Here is a 19,728-nt window from a genome sequence, read left to right as displayed (position 1 = left end):
GAGGGTGGCACGGCATGGCGAATCAGGATGGAAGGACGGAGCCGGGCCGAAAGGTCTGGTTCTTCACCTCCGAGCTCGAGAACGAGCGGGCGGGCAGCTTCCGGCAGGAGCGCTGGGGGAAGGTGTTTCTCGGCCTCGGGGCCGAGATAGCCATTTTCAATGTCATGGGTTCCCTGCACCTGACCGTGGCCCGCTTCGAGGACGAGGCCTCCTTCCTCGCCTTCCGCGCCGAGGCCCTCACCCGCGCCCCGCTCATGGCCTCCGTCCGCGAAGGGCTGGCGGTCAAGCTGCTGCGCCGGATCAAGCACCTGGCCCTGGTGGATTTCTACCTGCCCAACATCCTGCTGCTGTTCTTCAAGGCGCTGACCCGGCTGCTTCGATCCCGGGACCGGGTGCTCATCCTGTGCTCCTCGCCCCCCTTCGCCCTGGCCTTCGTGGGGTTCCTGCTCAAGGTGCTGCTCCCCTCCCGGGTTCAGCTGGTGGTGGACATGCGCGATGCCTGGGCCCTGCATCCGGCCCTGGGTGGGATCAAGGGGCTGAAGCGGGCCATTGAAGGCGCCGTGCTCCGGAGGGCGGACCACGTGAGCACCGTGTCCCATGGGCTCCGGCAGGAATTCGAGACAGCCTATGGCATCCAGGTGGAGGTCCTCTACAACGTGGCCACCCACTACTTCCAGGGGGAACGCGCCACCCTGGACCTGACGGAGCTTGATCCCCGGATCAGGCCCGGGGCCGTCAAGCTGGTCTACACCGGCAGCACCCCGGAGGGGTTCTACGACCTGGCGACCATCGTGGGCGGCGTGGCCGACTTCCTGGCGGAACATCCGGAGGTGTCGGAGACCCTGCAGCTCATCTTCGTGGGGGCCTGCCAGGAGCTGGCCCTGGAGGTGGCCCGCAGCGGCCGGCCCCTGGGCGATGCCGTGGTCCTGGTCCCCCATGTCTCCCACGCCAGGGCCAAGGCGATCCAGAACTCGGCCGACGCCCTCACCTTCCTGGCCTTCCCGGGGCAGGGGAACAAGGGCGTGGTCTCGGCCAAGTTCTTCGAGTACCTGGCGCAGGGCAAGCCGATCTTCCCCCTGTCCGTCGTGGCGGGTTCGGATGTCGATCAGCTGCTGGAGCGCTACGCCGGGGGGACCTGCCGGCTCTTGACGCGGGAGGAGATCGCGCGCCAGCTGTACCAGGTGGCCATTCACGGGGTTCGGGTGCTGCCCCGTTGCCAGGATGGGGATCGCTTGAAGGACCTGCTGAACGACTACGTCCGCTTCGCGACCTCCCTCGTCTCCGGGAAAGCGGCATGCTGAAGACGCTGACCCGGGCTGAGTCGGCAGGGATCTTGTTCCTGATCCTGTTGGTGCTCATCTATGCGGTGGGTTCTCTGGTCCTCCACTTCTACATGGACAGCATCTACGCCCTCCAGTTTGCGGGCATCACGGTGGTGGGGGCCCTGGCTTTCTTCCTGGGCTGGCAGGTCAAGATCCGGGCCCGCATGCCGCTGCTCCAGCTGGACGTGGACCAGTTCATCCTGCTCCTCTGGGTGCCCTTCCTGATCTTCGCGGTGGTCGCCTGGAGCACGGCGGAACAGATTCCCCTGGTGGCGGCCCTGGGGGGCGCAGATTCCGAAACCATCTCCATCCTGCGGGAGCAGTTCTTCAAGGCCAGGCCCGGCTGGCAGGCCTCCTTCGTCTACATCCACGCCATCCTCACCGGGGCCCTGATCCCCTACTCCATCGCCAAGGCCTTCTTCGACCACCACCGCCTGCGCTGGGCCCTCTTCCTCTTCTTCCTGTTCTACTGCATCACCTTCATGGAGAAGGCCTACTTCCTGAAGGCCATGTTCCCCCTGATCTACCTGGTGTTCCAGGGGAGGATCAGGTTGCGGATCAAGCCGATTCAACTCCTTGCCATCACCTTCAGCATCCTGTTGTTGGTCACTTACTTCTCCGGTTCGAGGGGCGAAGTGATGAAGCCCGAAGACAGCGACGTGTTTTTCTCAATGAATTATGCAGCCGCTGGCCCCTTGCAACACCTTCTGTGGCGTTCAGTCGCGATTCCCATCATTACGGCCGTCGATTCCCTCCGGACCTTTTATGAAACCTTTGGGGGCGAGTATTTCAGGGGCGCGACGACCTCTGTGTTTTCATGGTTGTTCGGGTTGAAAAACATTCAATTCGAAAGGGCCGTGTTCTTTGCGCAAGGTGGCCAGAATGCGACAGAAACCGGCTCCGCCAATGCGGTCTACTTGGTTGAAGCATTTATCAATTGGGGTTACACCGGGGTTGTGATCATATCGTTCATCGCAGGGGCATTGCTGCGGTTCATGGTCATTTCCGACGACGAACCACTGAAGGCGTTGTGGATCCTCTTTGCCATGGGGCTGTTCGTCGCAGGTCTTGTGGGCATCCTGTTCAGCAATGGGTTCCTGCTGCTTTTCCTGATGGCCTTCTTCGTGAAGATCGGGAAGCCTAAACCGGTTCATCAAGTTCGTTAGACATCTGCTCAGGGGTCTCATGTCAAAGCCCAAAATCCTGATCACCGGCGGGCTGGGGTTCATCGGGCTCAGGCTCGGGCGGCGCCTGCTGGATGCCGGCTGCCACGTGGTGGCCATCGACAACCTCAGCCCCCAGATCCATGGGGCCCTCCCGGTCGTCGACCTCACGGGGCTCGTGGGGCGGGATTTCCAGGTCATTCGCGGGGATGCGGGCCAGCCGGAGGGTTTCGCCGAGGCCCTCGGGTCCGCGGACGCGCTGGTGCATCTGGCGGCCGAGACGGGCACGGCCCAGTCCATGTATGAGCTGGCCCGGTACAACGCGGTGAACTCCCAGGGGACGGCGGCCCTGCTCCAGTGGTTGCAGGACCACCCGCACCGGGTCCGCAAGGTGGTCCTTGCCTCGTCCAGGTCCGTCTATGGCGAGGGGGCCTATCGGTGCGGGGCCTGCGGTCCGGTGGCTCCGGATGCCCGGACCGCAGACCGTCTGGACAGCCATCAGTGGGATCCGGTCTGTCCCGCCTGCGGCAGCGAGCTTGAGCTCATCCCCACCCCGGAAACCTCCCGGCCGAGGCCCTCCTCCATCTACGCCGCCACCAAGCTCGCGCAGGAGGACCTTGTCCGCATCGCCTGCGGGGCCTTCGGAATCCCTTTCTCCATCCTCCGTTTCCAGAATGTCTACGGGCCGGGGCAGTCCCTCCACAACCCCTACACGGGGATCCTGTCGATCTTCTCCACCCGGATCCGCCGAGGACTCGACCTGCCCATCTTCGAAGACGGGAAGGAGAGCCGCGACTTCATCCATGTGGAGGACATCGCCGAGGCCATCCGGCTCTGCCTCGAGTCCGAAGCCACCGACGGGCAGACCATGAACGTGGGAACGGGCATTCCCACCAGCGTCTGGGACATGGCCAACCAGCTGGTGCGGGCCTTTGGTGGAGCCTCGAAGACCCACCTCACGGCCCAGTACCGTCTGGGGGACATCCGGCACTGCTTCGCAGACATCTCCCTGATCAGCCGTCTCACCGGCTTCACGCCCAGGGTCAGCCTGGAGGAAGGCCTCGCGGGCTTCGCCCGCTGGGTGGACAGCCAGCCGCTCCCGGAGGATGGGCTGGACCGGGCCAACCGCACCCTGCTCGACAAGGGGCTGATGAAATGAGCCTCTTCCCGAACCTGCGGGCCGACGTGGCGAGGCAGCACCACTTTGCCGGGCGCCAGATCCCGCCCGAGGCGGTCAGTCTCGGTCAGGTGGCGGCGGCCCTGTTCTCCCCGCGCTTTGCGCCCGTGGCACTGTTCCGGACGGCCTACTGGTGTGGGCAGCACCACCTCAGGCCCCTGGGCAAGCTCGTCTCCATGGTCAACATGGTGCTCTTCGGCCTGGAGATCGGCCTGGACTGTGAGATCGGTCCCGGCCTGTTCTTCCCGCACACGTCCGGCACCGTGCTCGGCGCCCGGAGGATCGGGAGGAATGCCGTCATCTACCACAACGTCACCGTGGGGGCCAAATTCCCGGACCTCACCTTCGACCGGACGGTGCGCCCCGACATCGGAGACGATGTGTTCCTCGGGGCAGGTGCCAAGGTGCTGGGATCGATCACCCTTCAGGACCGGGTGGTGGTCGCCGCCAACTGCGTGGTGGTGCATGACGTCCCGGCGGACAGTCTGGTGGCGGGCGTGCCGGGCCGGCTGGTGCCGAAGGGGCAGCCAGGCGACGCTACGCCGCTTGATGATCAGGTAGGATGTCCGGATGGGAACCGACCAGGCCAATCAGGTACTTGAAGTGGACGTGCCAGCCCCGGTGGATTTCCGGGGAAGGACCATCCTGGTCATCTCCCCCCGGTTCTTCGGCTATGAGCTGCGGATCGTGGAGCACCTTCGAAGCAGGGGCGCCCGGGTCGACTATCTGAATGAACGGCTGGGTGACTCCGCCGTCGTGAAAGTCATGCTCCGCCTGGCAACAGCCCTGATGAAGCGGTTCTCCAGGCGGTACTTCCGCCGGTCCATCGAGCGGCTGGCCGGAAAGTCCTACGACGATGTGCTCATCATCAGCCCGGAGTCATGTGATTCGGAAGTCGTCCAATGGCTCCGAGGGGCCTTCCCGGGAGCCAGGTTCATCCTGTACATGTGGGATTCCTTTGAAAACAAGTTCCCCAGGGGGGTGGAACCGTACCTTCAGCTGTTTGATAAATGCCTGACTTTCGACGAGCGTGATGCGGCGACCTATGCGATCGAGTTCCGGCCCCTGTTCTTCTGCGATGAAGGTCCTGTGGAAGGTGGCCAGCCCGACTTCGCCTTCTCCTTTGTGGGGACCATCCACAGCGACAGGTACAGAATCCTCCGGACCATGGTTGCTTGCGCAGATGCAGCGAAGCTTCCGTATTTTATTTATCCTTATCTACCAACACGGTTACATTATTGGCTATTTCGAGTAATTAAGAGAGAATTCAAAGGAAGGCGATTGTCTGATTTCATGTTCCGGGGAATGCCATATCAGGACGTACTTGAAGTCTTGAGATCATCCTTCGCCATTGTTGATGTTGAACATCCGGGCCAGCAAGGTCTGACCATGCGTACATTGGAAGTATTGGGGGCCGGGAAAAAATTAATTACCACAAATGTAAATATAAAAAAATATTCATTTTATAACTCGAACGAAATATTTATCCTTGACCGGCTCAATCCCGAGGTTCCCACCACCTTCTTCCGTGAACCCCGGGGCATGCCCAGCAAGGAGTTCAATGGAGCCTATGGTCTGACAGGGTGGGCGAATTCGATCTTTCAGTAGTCCGCTCCCACGGATACCTTCCCTTTGAAAGGGGGAGGGCACAAGGAGCTTCGACGGCGTGCTAATGTCATGAATCCTGGAGACAAAATGGGCATCGGATTTACTTCATCCGTCAGTGAGATCAAAACCCTGCTTGAAGGTCTTGCCCGAGAGTACCCGCCAGAGGTTGCCGCTATCCGCCTCAGGGACATACCGAGGGTCGCATTCCAGATTGAATTCATTAAACGGCACCAACCCGGCGCGAAAACTCTCTGCGACGTCGGTGGCGGCATAAGCCTGTTTCCACTTGCTTGCGCTGCGCTTGGTCTGGAAACAATCGTCATCGATAATTTTTTGGATGTTTTCCACAATGATGCCCTAGATAACAAACGAGAATCGCTGTTTGAGGCAGCCTACAAGATCCAGGACAAATACGGAGTCCAGCGAGTTACACGGGATTTCATCATCGATGGCCTCGAATTCAGCCCTGGATCAATTGACGTCATAACCACGATTGACTCACTGGAGCACTGGCACCACTCACCCAAAAAGCTCTTCAGGGATGTGATGTCCTCCTTGGCTCCTGGAGGACTGTTTTTCATCAGCGTGCCGAACTGCGTCAACCTGCGAAAGCGGATGACGGTTCCGTTCGGTTTTGGGAAGTGGTCGGGAATGGATGCCTGGTACGAGAAGGAGAGGTTTGTTGGCCACGTCCGTGAACCCGATGTCGATGATCTTCGCTATATGGCCAAAGACATGGGAATGAGGAGTTGGGAAATCTTTGGAAGAAACTGGCAAGGCTATTTGAATCGGCGGCAGTGGGTGAGGGCCATCACGCCCGTTGTTGATGTCCCGCTCCAGCTATTCCCGACTTTGTGTTCAGATTTGTATTTGGTTGGATATAAATAAAGCCCCTCGCCGTGCCCTCGAACAATGTGGAGGTGCCTATGCGGACCCTAGCGAGCGCTCTCTTGCTTGTTTCAATGACCCGCACATTGGGCGGTCAGACGATCGGGGGTTTCGAAACTCTCGGAACCTACCGGGGGATTGGAGGGCAGTACGCCAGCGCCGTGGGCCCAGGTCCGACAGAGGGCTCCGAGCGGCTCTATGCGACATACCTCTACCTGGATAAGACCTTCGACCTGCTGGCCATTGACTTGGTTACCACCAAGGCCCAAGTATTCCCAAATCCCGTCAAGGGTGAGTTCGCGGCTCGATGCATGACTCTTGGGCCGGACGGAAAAATATATGTGGGTTCCGCGCCCAATGCGCATCTCCTGCAACTGGATCCAAGAACCGGAAGGTATAAGGACTTGGGGCAGACCAGCCCCACAGAATCCTTCATCTGGGATTTGACCTTTGGCGTGGACGGCAAGTTGTACGGTGGGACCAGCCCCAACGCCAAACTGGTGCGGTTCGACCCCATCACCCAGGTGGTGGAGGATCTTGGGCGGCTGGATCCCAAAGAGGACTACGCCCACTACCTGGCGGCCAGCGGAGACGGGTTCATCTACGCCGGCATCGGCGCCGCCAAGATGAATGTCGCGGCCTACCGGATCAAGGACGGAGAGCGTCGCGGGGTCCTGCCCCCGGAATTCCAGGTCCAGGGCCAGGCCAATGTCTACAAGGGCGTCGATGGTCGGATCTATGCCGTGGCAGGCAAGCAAAGCTTCCTGTTGCAGGGTTGGGAAGCCAAGCCAATTGAAGCTAACGTAGCAGCCCGGCCGCTGTACCAAGATCGTCTGAGAGACGGCAGGACAGTCGCGCTCCGGGGTCGCACCCTGACATATCGGGACTCTCAGACCGGAAAGACGGAGGCCCGCCCCTTCCAATACGACGGGAACGAACTCCCCATTTTCAGGATCGGCCTCGGCCCGGATGGCGAGATTTATGGGAGTTCCGCACTCCCGGCACATCTTTTCCGCTGGGATGCTCGGTTAGCACGGTTCCTGGATCTCGCAGACCTGGGCGGAGGTGAAGTCTATTCGTTCCTGGCGAGTGGGCGAAACCTGTTGATGGCATCCTACGGAACTGACGCACCCTTGTACTCCCTTGATCCCTCCAAGCCGCCCTCGGATGACCCGAAGTCTCCCAATCCGGTTCGGATTGATTTCGCGGGCGCGGACAAGGGTTGGAGGCCCTTGGCTCTCGTCGAGGCCAAGGATGGGAATGCTTACATCGGCGCCATTCCCGGTTACGGCAGGCTGGGTGGGCCATTGTGTTTCTGGGATCTACGCTCCGGGAAGGTGGAACAGCATATGGATTTCATCAAGGACCAGAGCGTGGTTGCCCTCTGTCCTTGGAAGAACTTCATCCTGGGAGGCACCAACGTGAGCGGCGGCATGGGCAGCCACCCCACTCAGCAGGAAGCCAAGCTCTTCTGTTACGATCCCGCAGCCAAAAAGGTGGTTTTCGAGGTCGTTCTCCCCGGGTTTGCCTCATTCGAGAACCTCCAGATGGCTCCCAATGGCCTGCTTTATGGCATCGGAGGGCGGACATGGTTCGCCTTCGATCCGGACCGGCGGGCCCTGTTGTTCCGCAAAGAGCTCCCATTCCCTGGCGGCACCGTCTACAGCTCCGTACAACTCGGGGCCGATGGTCGGATCTGGGGCCTGGCCGGGCACCCGGCAGCCGGGATCTTCGCCATCGACCCTGCTACGCAGACCATGCAGGTGGTGGCACGGCCCCCCAAGCCGATCACGGCAGGCATGGTCATCAAGGGGGGATTCCTCTACTTTGCCAGCGGCTCGGAGCTCTATCGGTACGAGATGCCGAAGGCGCCACACTAGCCACGCAGGTGTCGATCCTCATCTTCCCGTGCGGGGAGAATCGCTGAGCCGATTCCCAGTCTCCGCGCAAAGAGGGCGGTTGGCCGCGTCAGGAATTGCACTAGACTCGCAGCAGATCACAGATTGATTTCGATACTCTACCGAGGGGCGATTGAACGCATTCTGGGCGGGTCTTCTGGAGGGTGGTTTTCTTGAGCGCACTTGATTCGCGAGACCTGCTTGGCATGCTCGGAAGAAGCAAGCATCTCCTCAGGGAGGACCTTGGGCGTCACGGGGCGGCCTTGTCCGAAACGGTCGAACATTCGAGGTTCCTGATCATCGGCGCTGCCGGGTCCATCGGCCAGGCGGTCACGCTGGAGATCTTCTCCCGCAATCCGCGGGTCCTGCATGCCGTGGATATCAATGAGAACAACCTGGTGGAACTGGTCCGGGACATCCGCAGCTCCCATGGCTACATCAAGGGCGATTTCAGGACCTTCGCCCTGGACGCGGGATCTCCGGAGTTCGAGGCGTTCTTCCGCGCCGAAGGGCCCTACGACTACATCCTGAACCTCTCCGCCCTGAAGCACGTGCGCAGCGAGAAGGACCCCTACACGCTCATGCGCATGATCCAGGTGAACATCCTGAACACCTTGTCCACCTTGAAGCTGGGCGCGGACTCAGGCGCCCGGAAGTACTTCTGCGTGTCCACCGACAAGGCGGCCAATCCCGTGAACATGATGGGGGCCTCGAAGCGGATCATGGAGATGTACCTGCTCTCCTCGTCGGAGGCCATGCCCATCTCCACGGCCCGGTTCGCGAACGTGGCCTTTTCGGATGGCAGCCTGCTGCACGGCTTCAACATGCGCCTGGCCAAGGGGCAGCCGATCTCGGCACCCAACGATGTCCGGCGGTACTTCCTCACGCCGGAGGAGGCCGGGCAGCTCTGCCTCATGTCGGCCCTGCTCGGCGAATCCCGGGACATCTTCTTCCCCAAGCTGTCGGCCGAGCTCAACCTCGTGACCTTCTCCTCCATCGCGGAGCGGTATCTCGCCGCGAAGGGGCTCGAGCCCCTGCTTTGCGACACCGAGGACGAGGCCCGGGAACGGATGGCCTCAGCCCCGAGGCAGGGCCGCTGGCCCTGCTACTTCTTCCAGAGCGACACCACCGGGGAGAAGGACTTCGAGGAGTTCTTCACGGATTCCGAGGAGGTGGACCTGGGGCGCTTCGATTCCATCGGCATCGTCAAGAACGCGGCCACGGCCGACCCTTCGCACCTCCAGGCCTTCCTCCGGGAGATCGAGCGGCTCCGCCAGAGTGGCCGCTGGACCAAGCAGGACATCGTGGACCTGTTCTTCAACCTCCTGCCGGAGTTCCATCACCTGGAGACCGGGAAGTACCTTGATGGAAGGATGTAAGTGATCCGGACCTTCGATTTCATCCTCTCGAGCCTCGCCATCCTGGTGCTGCTGCCCATCCTGCTGCCGGTGATGCTCATCCTCGCCTGCACGGGCGAGCACCACGTCTTCTACCTGCAGACGCGCATCGGGCAGGGCGGACGGCCCTTCAGCGTGTTCAAGTTCGCCACCATGCTCCTGAACAGCCCGAACCTGCCGGGGGGGTTCATCACCCAGGCCGGGGACCCCCGGGTGCTGCCCTTCGGGAGGCTGCTCCGGAAGACGAAGATCAACGAGCTTCCCCAGCTCTTCAACGTGTGGCTGGGGCAGATGAGCGTCATCGGCCCCCGGCCCGTCGTGGCATCCCACTTCGACCTCTACTCGCCGGAGCAGCAGGAGGCCATCAAGGGCATGAAGCCCGGGCTATCGGGCATGGGCTCTCTCTTCTTCAGGGACGAGGAGAGGATCCTCCGGCATCCGGAGCACGAGCCCAAGTGGGTGCACGACCAGGTGGCCGCCCCCTACAAGGGGGCCCTGGAGCTGTGGTACGCCCGGCACGTCAGCCTGTACCTCTACTTCAAGCTGATCATCCTGACCGTCCTGGCCATCCTCAACCCGGGACTCAAGCCCCTGCGCTGGTTCCGGGAGCTGCCGCCTCCGCCCGACCTGCTCCGGCACCACTGGGAGTAGCAGGGGACCCGGCAAAGGAAGAGGGCCCCGGGAGGGGCCCTCTTCGCTGGAATGCCTCCGGGGCCTAGCGGTCGCGCCGGGGCCTGGGCCTGCGCTCGCGGCGGGGTTCGCCAGCGGCTCCTTCCTCGCCTTCGGGCTCGGCATCCGCGCCCTCGGGCTTGGGGATGAGCGCCTTGCGGCTGAGCTTGATCTTGCCGCTCTTCTCGTCGATGCCGATGCACTTGACCATGACTTCCTGGCCTTCGCTCACCTCGTCAGCCGGGTTGGCGACGCGGTGGTGGGCCAGCTCGCTGACGTGCAGCAGGCCGTCGAGGCCGGGGAGGATGGTCACGAAGGCGCCGAACTCGACCACCTTGGCGACCTTGCCCAGGTAGGTCTTGCCAACCTCGGCGGTCTGGATGAGGTCGCCGATCATCTTGAGGGCCACCTGCAGCTTCTCCTGGGTGGGGCCGGCGACCTGGCAGAGGCCGTCGTCGTCGATGTTCACTTCGCAGCCGCTCACCTCGATGATGTTGCGGATGGTGGCGCCGCCCTTGCCGATGACGTCGCGGATCTTCTCCTTGGGGAGCTGGATGCTGTGCATCTGGGGGGCGTTGCTGGCGAACTCGGCGCGGGGCGCGGCGAGCACCTGGCCCATGAGATCCAGCAGGTGCAGACGGCCGGCCTTGGCCTGGTCGAGGGCCTTGGTGAGGATCTCGGTGGTGATGCCGCCGATCTTGATGTCCATCTGCAGGGCGGTGATGCCCTTCTCGGTGCCGGCGACCTTGAAGTCCATGTCGCCGTAGTGGTCTTCCTGGCCGGCGATGTCGGACAGGACGACGAACTTGTCACCGTCGCTGACGAGGCCCATGGCCACGCCCGCCACGGGGGACTGGAGCTTGATGCCGGCATCCATCAGGGCGAGGGTGCCGCCGCAGATGGTGGCCATGGACGAGGAGCCGTTGCTCTCGGTGATGTCCGAGACCACGCGCACGGTGTAGGGGTTCTCTTCAGGCGTGGGGAACACGGCGAAGATGGAGCGCTCCGCCAGCATGCCGTGGCCGATCTCGCGGCGGCCGGGCCCGCGGTTGGGCTTGCACTCGCCCACGCTGTAGCCGGGGAAGTTGTAGTGCAGGTAGAACTTCTTGCGGTATTCCTCTTCCAGGCCATCGATGATCTGGGTGTTGTTGATGGTGCCGAGGGTGGCGGTCACCAGGGCCTGGGTCTCGCCGCGGGTGAAGAGGCAGCTGCCGTGGGCCGCGGGCAGGACGCCCACTTCGATGTTGAGGGGGCGGATCTGGTCGAACTTGCGGCCGTCCAGGCGCACGCCCTGCTTGAGGATGGCGTTGCGGAAAAGGGTCTCCTTCAGCTCGTCGAAGCAGGCCACCAGGTCCTTCTTCAGCTCGGGCTTGTCGGCGCAGAACTGGGCGACGGCTTCCTTCTTGAGCAGGTCGATGGTCTTGTAGCTGTCGATCTTCACCTTCATGGTGAGCGCGGCGAAGAGCTTCTCGGCGAAGGCGGCGGCCACCTGGCCGTAGAGCTCCTCATTGCGGGCGGCCTTGGCGGCGGCCACCTTGGGCTTGCCCACCTTGGCCTGCAGGTCCTTCTGGAGCTTCACCAGGGTCTTGATCTGGTCGTGGCCGAAGGCCAGGGCCTTGACCATGTCGGCTTCCAGCACTTCCTTGGCGCCGCACTCGACCATGACGAGGGCGTCGGCGGTGCCGGCCACCAGCAGGTCGATGTCACTGTCGGCGCGCTGCTCGACGGTGGGGTTCACCACCAGCTGGCCGTTGACGCGGCCCACGCGGACGCCGCCCACGGGGTTCACGAAGGGGATCTCGCTGATGATGAGGGCCGCGGAGGCGCCCACCATGGCGAGCACCTCAGGGGCGTGCTGGCCGTCGTAGCTGAGCACCTGGGCGGTGACCATGGTGTCGCCGTTGTAGCCCTCTTCGAAGAGGGGACGCAGGGGACGGTCGATGAGCCGGCTGGTGAGGGTTTCCTTGGTGGTGGGACGGCCCTCGCGCTTGAACCAGCCGCCGGGGATCTTGCCCGCGGCCAGCACGGGCTCGCGGTAGTCCACGGTGAGGGGGAAGAAGTCGATGCCTTCGCGGGGGGTGCCGTAGCACACGGCCACGAGGACCATGGTGTCGCCCTGGCGGACCACGACGGCGCCGTGGGCCTGCTTGGCGATGCGGCCAGTCTCAATGGAGATGGGCGTTCCGCCCAGGTCCACCGAAACGGTGGTGGGGTTGAATTTCAAAGCGTTCATGCAGTCTCCCGGGCCCTCGGGCCCGCGGTGGCTCCCCCAGATCCCGGGTACCGACCCGGGTCTCCTGCGATCGCTCCATGAAACCCGTCCGCCGAGTCCTGGATCAGGAGGGGGAGGTGGGCTTCCTGCAGAGGTCGCCGCCGAAGGGGAGCAGGTGAAAATCGGCAGATTCATCCTACCGCGAATTCCGCCCGACGCCGAATCCCGGGAGGCCGGAGCACGAAACTGGACTCCCGCCGAAGGCTGCCGATGAGAAATAAACGCCGGAAGCCGTTCCCATATTCAAAACAACTTGTCAGTCCTCATTACCGGAATTTTACTTGCCCATCCTTATGTGGAGACTGGATGATGGGGTCTTCCAATTGTTCTTTTCCCGACTCAACCCCCGCCCCTCCAGGCCGGGTCCGTTGGTTCGAACTCTTCCACGCCACCCCATAGACTTTGGGGCACCTCCATGCCGTCTTTCCAGGATTCAACGCTCATCTGTGTCGGGATCGGCGCCGCGATCACCTTCGTGATCTCGTTGGCCTGCATCCGCTGGGTCGCGCCCCTGGGCTGGACCGACCATCCCGATCCGCGGAAGCAGCACCGGGCGCCCACGGCCCTGACCGCCGGGCTGGCGCTCTGGATCCTGCTGACGGGCCTGCTGGCGCTCGGGAAGTGCCCGCTGCCCATCGACCGGGTGGAATGGGCCGCGGTGCATGGCATGGCCCTGATGGGCTTCCTGGACGACCGCCTGAACCTGCGCTCGCGCTACAAGGCCATCTGCGGGCTTGGCATCGCCCTGCTCCTGGCTGTCGACATGGCACCCGAGCTGAGCCAGCTGACGACCCGCATCCACTTTCTCGGGCTGTCCCTGCCTGACCACCCCCTGGTGACGGTCACGCTGCTCACCCTCTGGTTCTGGTCCATTCCCCAGGCCTACAACCTGATCGATGGGCTGAATGGGCTCTCCATGGGGTACAGCCTGCTGCTGCTCTCCCTGTTCGGCCTGGTCCTGGGGCACGCGCCCTCCGGTGGCTTCCTGTTCGGTGGCGTGATGGCCGTCCTGCTCCTCAACTACCCCAAGGCCCGCCATTTCCTGGGCGATTGCGGGAGCCTGATGCTGGGCACGCTGTTCGCCGTGTTGACGGCCAAGGCCTTCGCCGTGGCCAACGCGAACCTCATGCTCTGGGTGTTCGCCTATCCCGCCGTGGACGTCACCCTGGTGGTGTCGGTCCGCAAGTGGAAGCGGGTGCCCCTGGGCCATGCGGACCGCAGCCACCTGCACCACTTCCTCGTGGATCGCCTGGGTTCCCAGCGGGCCTGGCTGGTGCCGCTGGTCCTCCTGTCGCTGGCCGCGCTTCCCATGAGTCGCGCGCTGAGCTTTCCGGGCCACAATGCGACCTCGCTGCTGGGCCTGGCCGCGCTGGTCTTCCTGGCCCTCACCGCCTTCCGGGATCGGGTGGATCCCGCGAAGGTGGCCGTTCCCCTGCGGCCCCTCAAGGATCTCGAGCAGGCTTCCGGTCCGAACCAGGTGGCATGAATCCGGGCACATGCTAGGTTGGATCAGCCCCCGTGGACCTTGTGCAAGGGAACGAATATGCGTCTGACTCTACCTTTGGGACTGATGTGCACCTGTCTGGTCGTCGGCGCGCAGACACCCTCGGAACTGGACCTGCAGAACCTGAAACAGTACGTGGGGGCCCCCCAGAACCAGATCCAGCAGGCCCCTGACGCCACGCCCAACAAGGGCGCCCTGACGCCGAAGACGGCGGAGGGGAAGGACGCCGAGGAAAACCGCACGGGCCTGTCCAAGGAGGAGCTTCAGTACCGGGAGAACGCCAAAGCCGAAACGGAGATCAAGGCCCTGAAGGCCCGGGACAAGGGCCCGCGCCGATTTGCCGCGGACCTGTTCGACACCCGGCAGGCGAACCCTTCCGCCACGACCGACGGCGGCATTGCCGAGGACTACGTGCTGGGCGCGGGCGACGTGCTCTCCGTCAACGTGTATGGCAGCGCGACCTTCGACGTCCCCGCCCAGGTTGATGGTCGAGGGGAGATCGTCATTCCCAAGGTCGGCTCGGTGAAGGTGGCCGGGTTGAGCCTGGGGAAGGCCAAGCAGGCCGTGCAGGGGCTGGTGGCCCGCCAGTTCTCGCGGGCGAACGTGGATCTGCAGGTCATGAAGCTGCGCGAGGTCAGGGTCTTCGTCCTCGGTGAGGTCTACAAGGGCGGTTCCTTCCTGGTGTCGAGCCTCAGCTCCCTGGTGAACGTGCTGGGCCTGTCGGGCGGCCCCACCAGCGCCGGGAGCTTCCGGGACATCCGGGTGGTCCGGGGCGGCCAGGTCATCCACCACCTGGACCTCTACCCCTTGCGCGCCGAGGGAAGGGGCAATGTGAACTTCAGCCTGCAGAGCGGGGACGTGATCTTCGTTCCGATCGTGGGCATCCGGGTGCTGATGGAGGGCGCCTTCCTGCGGGTGGCTGCCCCAAGCCGCGAGACGGGGGAGGGCGCGACCGGAATCCAGCTGGAGCTGAAGGGCCAGGAGAGCGCGCTGGATGCCGTGCGCTTCATGGGCGGCTTGCTGCCCACGGCCTATTCCAGCTTTCTCACCTTGCAGCGGGTGGACCCGAACGGGGTCATCAGTGTCCAGAACATCCCCAACACCGATCAGGCCCTGCGGGACACCCGGCTCTTCTTCAACGATGTGGTGCGGGCCCTGGTCCAGACCGAGAGAACCGAGGGCGTGGTGGAGGTGGCCGGCCGCATCCGGGTGCCGGGACGCTTTGCCCACAAGCCGGGCTTGCGGGTGCGGGACCTGCTGGCGGGGCAGGAGCAGCTCCTGCCCGACACCTACCTCGGCCGCGGAGAGCTGGTGCGGACCTATCGGGACGAGCGGCAGGAACTCCTCACCTTTGACGTGGCGAAGGCCCTGGAGGGGGATGTCAGCCACAACCTGGCCCTGGAGCCGCGGGACCGCCTGACCTTCTACACCATCACGGACTTCCGCCTTCCGCGGAAGGTGACCGTGATCGGCCCCTTCACGCACCCCGGCACCTTCGACTGGTTCGAGGGGATGCGCGCCTCGGATCTGGTGTTCCGGGCAGGCATTCCCCAGCTCTCCGCCAACCGCTATTACGCGGAGCTGGCCCACACCAAGGATGGGAAGCCCAGCCAGGTCCTGCGCCTGGACCTCGAGCGGTTGCTGTCGACCGAGGCGGGCAGCCCGGTCTCCCTGAGGGACGACACCCTCAACCCGAGGGTCGACCCCTATGACACGCTCAGCCTCTATGAGAAGCCGGACTACCGCACGCATCGTGTGGTGCACATCGGCGGGCAGGTCGCGCGGCCGGGCACCTATGTGCTGGACCAGGACAAGCCGACCCTCAGCCAGCTGATCCAGCGGGCCGGGGGGCTCACCCCGGAGGCCATGCCCAAGGCTGGGATCTTCCTGCGGTCGCTCCAGGGCGGCGGGGATCCGCAGGCCAAGGGGGTGGCCGACATCCTGGGTCGCCTGAACGAGACCAAGCTGCTGGTGGAGCGGGAGACCTCGGCCGGCCAGGCCCAGAAGACGGCCCTGTTCCGCCCCCCGATCCTGCATGGCCTCAGCGATGCCAAGCTGAACCGCATGGTCGTGAACTTCGAGGGGGCCCTCAAGGGCGACCGGGGGCAGGATGTCGAAATGCTGGACGGCGATGACGTCATCATCCCCCGGCAGACCGACGCGGCCTACGTGGTGGGCGAGACGGCCAGCCCCTTCGCCACCTACAAGGTGGTTCCGGGCAGCAAGGTGGCAGACCTGCTCAAGACGGCCGGCGGCCTGACCCGCAACGCCGATTCCTGGAACATCCGACTGGTGAAGGCCGATGGCCGCATTGTGGACTCCTGGGTGAACGGGAAGACCGTCGAGCCCGGGGATACGGTCATCGTGCCCCAGCGCATCCGCCGGGACACGGCCTGGCAGGATGACCTGGCGGCCCTGACTCCCATCGCCCTGCTGCTGAACGCCATCCGCTGGCGCTGAGGGCCCCCGGATGCAGTCCTGGTAGAATGAAGGGCCCCGCCGCTGCGGGGCCTTTTCATCGTGAGTGCCATGATCCTGCGCAAAGAGTACTGGTTCGAAGCCGCCCATTTCATCTACAACCACCCGGGCAAATGCCGGAACCTGCACGGCCACAGCTACAAGCTCTTCGTGCTGCTGGAGGGGCAGGTGAACGCCGAGACCGGCATGATCATCGACTTCGACGACCTGTCGAAGGTGGTGGTCGAGAAGGTCATCTCGAAGCTCGACCACCGCTTCCTCAACGACCTGATCCCCCTCTCCACCGCCGAGAACATCTCGGTGTGGATCTGGGAGCAGCTGAAGCCCGAGCTGCCTGCGCTCTGCCAGATCGAGGTCTACGAGACCACCGACAACTGCGTGATCTACCGGGGGGCCTGAGATGCGACGGCTGCTGGTCCTGCCCGCTCTGCTGCTCCTGGTCGGCTGCGAGGCCCTCAGCCCGGCCCTGAAGTACGAGGAAGCGGCCCGGCAGCTGCGGTTCACGCTGGACCGCGTGGAGCCGAAGGTCGAGCTGGCCTTCCCCCTGGAGCAGTCGCGCCTGAGGCTGCGGCTGGAGGTGGGCGTGGACAACCCGTCGGACCAGCACCTGCGCACCCGGCGCGTCGCGGGCGACCTGAAGCTGAACGCCAAGGGCAGCGATTTCGCCCTGGGTTCGGTGAGCTTCCCCGAAGGCGCCGACATCGCCCCCAAGGGCCGCAGCGTCCTCAAGGTGGATGTGGCCCTGGGCTACAACGACCTGAAGACCGCCTGGGGCCCGCTGTCCGGCGCGGTCCTGCGCCAGGAACCCGCCACCTGGAGCCTGGCCGGCGAGGCCCGCTTCGAGATCCTGGGCATCGAGTTCGGCGTGCCCTTCCGCACCAGCAAGGGCAGTGGGTCATGACGGACCTCCGTTGATCCGCGCTGTCGTCTTCGACCTCTGGAACACGCTGGTCTTCAGCCCGGCGGGGAGCCCCTTCCAGCGGATGAAGGAGCTGCTGCGGCCCGAGCAGGCGCACCTGTTCCCGGCCCTGATGCGGGATGGCATGGTGCAGGCCTACCCGTCGGTGCGGGTCTTCCTGGAAGCCTGGCAGGACCGGGCGGGCCTGGACGGGGCCCAGGTGGACGGCATGGCCCAGGCCTTTCTCGAGGCGGGCCGGCAGGCCGAGTGTTTCGCGGGTTCCCCTGAGGCCGTAGGTGCGGTGCGGGACCTGGCCCGGGTGGCGCTGCTCTCCAATACCCAGACCTTCGGCTTGGAGCTGCTGGACCGCCTCGGCATCGCCGGGCGGATCCGCACCCGGATCCTCAGCGCCGAGATCGGCGCCCTCAAGCCCGAACCGGCCGCCTTCGAGGCGGTGCAGCGCAAGCTGGGGGTGTTCCCCGGCAACCTCGTGATGGTGGGCGACAGCTGGACGGACGATGTGGAGGGCGCCGTGTCAGCCGGGTGGACGGCCATCTGGGTGAACCGCGAAGCCAAGCCGCGCCCCGACCACGACCCCGACCACCCCATCTACGAGGTGCGCAGCCTGGACAGGGTGCCCGAGCTCATCCAGGGCCTGCAGGACGGCATGCGCTGTCCGACCTGTTTGGGGTGAGGGGCGAGGGAGCCGGCGGTCGCGCGGCATGACCTCCTCGCCGGGGCCCCGCGCCAGGGCCTGCCCCGCAGGCCCTTCTGCGACCCGGCGGTCGCGTGGCATGACCTCCTCGCCGGGGCCCCGCGCCAGGGCCTGCCCCGCAGGCCCTTCTGCGACCCGGCGGTCGGTCAGGCGCTGGCGCTGTCCTGGCCGGGGAACTGCAGGTCCATGACCACGGCGTGGCGGGGGGTGTCGGCGCGCTCGATCCAGGACACCCGGGCGCCCAGAAGGCGGGCCAGCTGCATGAGGCTTTCGCGGGACTCCTGGTGGAGCGAAGCGGAGAGCTCGGGGTGCAGGGTCAGGCGCACGTCGGCCCCGCGCAGGCGCTCGCCCAGGCGCACCAGCTCGCGGTAGGCCTTGAGCAGGGAGGTCTCGGGGCTCTGGGTGCGGCCGGCGCCGTTGCAGGTGGGGCAGGGCTGGGTGAGCTGGCGCTCCAGGGAGGGGCCCGTGCGCTTGCGGGTGAGCTCCACCAGGCCGAACTCGGAGATGCCTCCGGCGCGGGCGTGGTTGCGGTCCCGCTTGAGCTCCTCCTGGAACCGGGCCAGCACCTCGTCGCGGTGGAGTGGATCCACCATGTCGATGAAGTCGATGACCACGATGCCGCCCAGGTTGCGCAGCCGCAGCTGGCGCACGATCTCGGGGATGGCCTCGAGGTTGGTGAGGTAGACGGTCTCCTCGAGATCCTTCTTGCCCACGAACTTGCCGGTGTTCACGTCCACGCTGACCAGGGCCTCGGTCTGGTTCAGCACGATGGAGCCGCCGTGCTTGAGGAAGACCTTGGGCTGGCGCGCGGAGTCGATCTCGGACTCGATGCCGAAGGCCTCGAAGATGGGCAGGTCAGACGTGAAGCGCTTCACGCGGTTCGACCACTCGGGGTGGATGTTCTCGACGAAGGAGACCACCTCGCGGTGGGCGGCGTCGTCATCGACCCAGAAGGTGGAGACCTCCTCGCGGAAGATGTCGCGCATGACCTTCTGCAGCAGGCGCAGGTCCTGCCAGACGAGGCCCGGGGCCGGCACGGTCTCGGCCTTGGCCTGGATGCCCTCCCAGAGGCGGCGCAGGAAGACCACGTCGCCCACCAGGTCCTCGTCCTTTTCGCCGATGGCGGCGGTGCGGACGATGAAGCCCTCGCCGGGCTGGGCGTGGGCGCGGATCAGCTCGCGCAGGCGATCGCGCTCCTCGGGATCGGTGATCTTGCGGGAGATGCCGATGTGGTCGATGCCGGGCATGAAGACCAGGAAGCGGCCGGGGAAGCTCAGGTGCCGGGAGAGCCGGGGGCCCTTGGAGCCGATGGGATCCTTCACCACCTGGACCAGGGTCTCCTCGCCCTCCTTGAGGGGCGGCAGGGGCGGCGGCGGCGGTGGCAGGTCCTCGCTGGGGGTCTCCTCGCCTTCCTCCTCGGCGGACAGGTCGACGCCCAAGCGCTGGGCGACGGGGTCATCCAGGTAGAGGAACCCGTCCTTGACGCCGCCGATGTTGACGAAGGCGCTCTGCATGCCGGGGAGCAGCTTGGCCACCCGGCCTTTGTAGACATCCCCCACCTGGCTCTTGTTCATCGTCCGTTCGAGGAACAGCTCGCAGAGCTGGCCGTTCTCAAGCAGGGCGATGCGCGTCTCCAGGGGGGTCGAATTGACCACCAGGGACTTGCGGACTTCCATAAAACCAACCTTTCAGAACTTTGCAGGGGGTCGCCTTGCCCCCACCGCGGGCCCCAGGGTCGT

At 64.5% G+C, this 19,728-nt stretch carries 16 protein-coding genes; 14 read left to right on the top strand and 2 right to left on the bottom strand.

Annotated features, from left to right (window positions below; all coding sequences use genetic code 11):
* Positions 1-14: 14 nt before the first annotated feature.
* The 9 genes from QOZ81_RS14610 (at position 15) to QOZ81_RS14570 (ending at position 10,104) form a co-directional block, all read left to right on the top strand.
* A complete protein-coding gene (locus tag QOZ81_RS14610) occupies positions 15-1,301 on the top strand; it encodes a glycosyltransferase (RefSeq protein WP_291204685.1) in 1,287 nt (428 codons plus the stop codon).
* A complete protein-coding gene (locus QOZ81_RS14605; RefSeq protein ID WP_291204688.1) occupies positions 1,295-2,488 on the top strand; it encodes a hypothetical protein in 1,194 nt (397 codons plus the stop codon). The genes QOZ81_RS14610 and QOZ81_RS14605 overlap by 7 nt, the downstream gene beginning before the upstream one ends.
* 19 nt (positions 2,489-2,507) lie before the next feature.
* A complete protein-coding gene (locus tag QOZ81_RS14600) occupies positions 2,508-3,644 on the top strand; it encodes an NAD-dependent epimerase/dehydratase family protein (RefSeq protein WP_291204691.1) in 1,137 nt (378 codons plus the stop codon).
* A complete protein-coding gene (locus QOZ81_RS14595) occupies positions 3,641-4,264 on the top strand; it encodes a serine O-acetyltransferase (protein ID WP_291204694.1) in 624 nt (207 codons plus the stop codon). Before QOZ81_RS14600 ends, QOZ81_RS14595 begins: the two co-directional genes overlap by 4 nt.
* Complete coding sequence (locus QOZ81_RS14590) at positions 4,233-5,270, top strand: hypothetical protein (protein WP_291204697.1); 1,038 nt, start codon at positions 4,233-4,235, stop codon at positions 5,268-5,270. The genes QOZ81_RS14595 and QOZ81_RS14590 overlap by 32 nt, the downstream gene beginning before the upstream one ends.
* An 87-nt stretch (positions 5,271-5,357) precedes the next feature.
* Positions 5,358-6,158: a class I SAM-dependent methyltransferase gene (locus QOZ81_RS14585; protein ID WP_291204701.1), complete on the top strand. Its 801-nt coding sequence runs from the start codon at positions 5,358-5,360 to the stop codon at positions 6,156-6,158.
* Positions 6,159-6,196: 38 nt separating this feature from the next.
* Entirely contained in the window at positions 6,197-8,038 is a 1,842-nt protein-coding gene (locus QOZ81_RS14580) for a hypothetical protein (RefSeq protein WP_291204704.1), read from the top strand.
* A gap of 224 nt (positions 8,039-8,262) precedes the next feature.
* Positions 8,263-9,435, top strand: coding sequence for a UDP-N-acetylglucosamine 4,6-dehydratase (locus tag QOZ81_RS14575; protein ID WP_366083028.1), 1,173 nt, complete (start codon positions 8,263-8,265; stop codon positions 9,433-9,435).
* Positions 9,436-10,104, top strand: a complete 669-nt coding sequence (locus QOZ81_RS14570; RefSeq protein WP_291204710.1) for a sugar transferase — start codon at positions 9,436-9,438, stop codon at positions 10,102-10,104.
* A 64-nt stretch (positions 10,105-10,168) separates the two neighbouring features.
* On the opposite strand, the gene pnp is transcribed toward QOZ81_RS14570, so the two are convergent.
* Positions 10,169-12,355: a polyribonucleotide nucleotidyltransferase gene (pnp, locus tag QOZ81_RS14565; protein WP_300714916.1), complete on the bottom strand. Its 2,187-nt coding sequence runs from the start codon at positions 12,353-12,355 to the stop codon at positions 10,169-10,171.
* A 454-nt stretch (positions 12,356-12,809) separates the two neighbouring features.
* On the opposite strand from pnp, the gene QOZ81_RS14560 reads away from it, so the two are divergent.
* The 5 genes from QOZ81_RS14560 to QOZ81_RS14540 all read left to right on the top strand — a co-directional run bounded on the left by QOZ81_RS14560 (position 12,810) and on the right by QOZ81_RS14540 (position 17,968).
* Positions 12,810-13,880, top strand: a complete 1,071-nt coding sequence (locus QOZ81_RS14560) for a glycosyltransferase family 4 protein (RefSeq protein WP_291204716.1) — start codon at positions 12,810-12,812, stop codon at positions 13,878-13,880.
* A gap of 84 nt (positions 13,881-13,964) precedes the next feature.
* Positions 13,965-16,358, top strand: coding sequence for an SLBB domain-containing protein (locus tag QOZ81_RS14555; protein ID WP_291204719.1), 2,394 nt, complete (start codon positions 13,965-13,967; stop codon positions 16,356-16,358).
* 69 nt (positions 16,359-16,427) lie between these two features.
* Entirely contained in the window at positions 16,428-16,775 is a 348-nt protein-coding gene (gene queD / locus QOZ81_RS14550) for a 6-carboxytetrahydropterin synthase QueD (RefSeq protein ID WP_291204722.1), read from the top strand.
* 1 nt (position 16,776) lies between these two features.
* On the top strand, positions 16,777-17,277 hold the full coding sequence (locus QOZ81_RS14545; protein WP_291204725.1) for an LEA type 2 family protein: 501 nt from the start codon (positions 16,777-16,779) through the stop codon (positions 17,275-17,277).
* A 10-nt stretch (positions 17,278-17,287) separates the two neighbouring features.
* Positions 17,288-17,968: an HAD family hydrolase gene (locus QOZ81_RS14540; RefSeq protein WP_291204728.1), complete on the top strand. Its 681-nt coding sequence runs from the start codon at positions 17,288-17,290 to the stop codon at positions 17,966-17,968.
* Between the two features lie 167 nt (positions 17,969-18,135).
* On the opposite strand, the gene QOZ81_RS14535 is transcribed toward QOZ81_RS14540, so the two are convergent.
* On the bottom strand, positions 18,136-19,665 hold the full coding sequence (locus tag QOZ81_RS14535) for an Rne/Rng family ribonuclease (RefSeq protein WP_300714914.1): 1,530 nt from the start codon (positions 19,663-19,665) through the stop codon (positions 18,136-18,138).
* Positions 19,666-19,728: the final 63 nt, after the last annotated feature.

The organism is Geothrix sp., from assembly GCF_030219325.1.
Taxonomy (GTDB): Bacteria; Acidobacteriota; Holophagae; order Holophagales; family Holophagaceae; genus Geothrix.
This window is presented reverse-complemented; position numbering and strand designations above follow the sequence as displayed.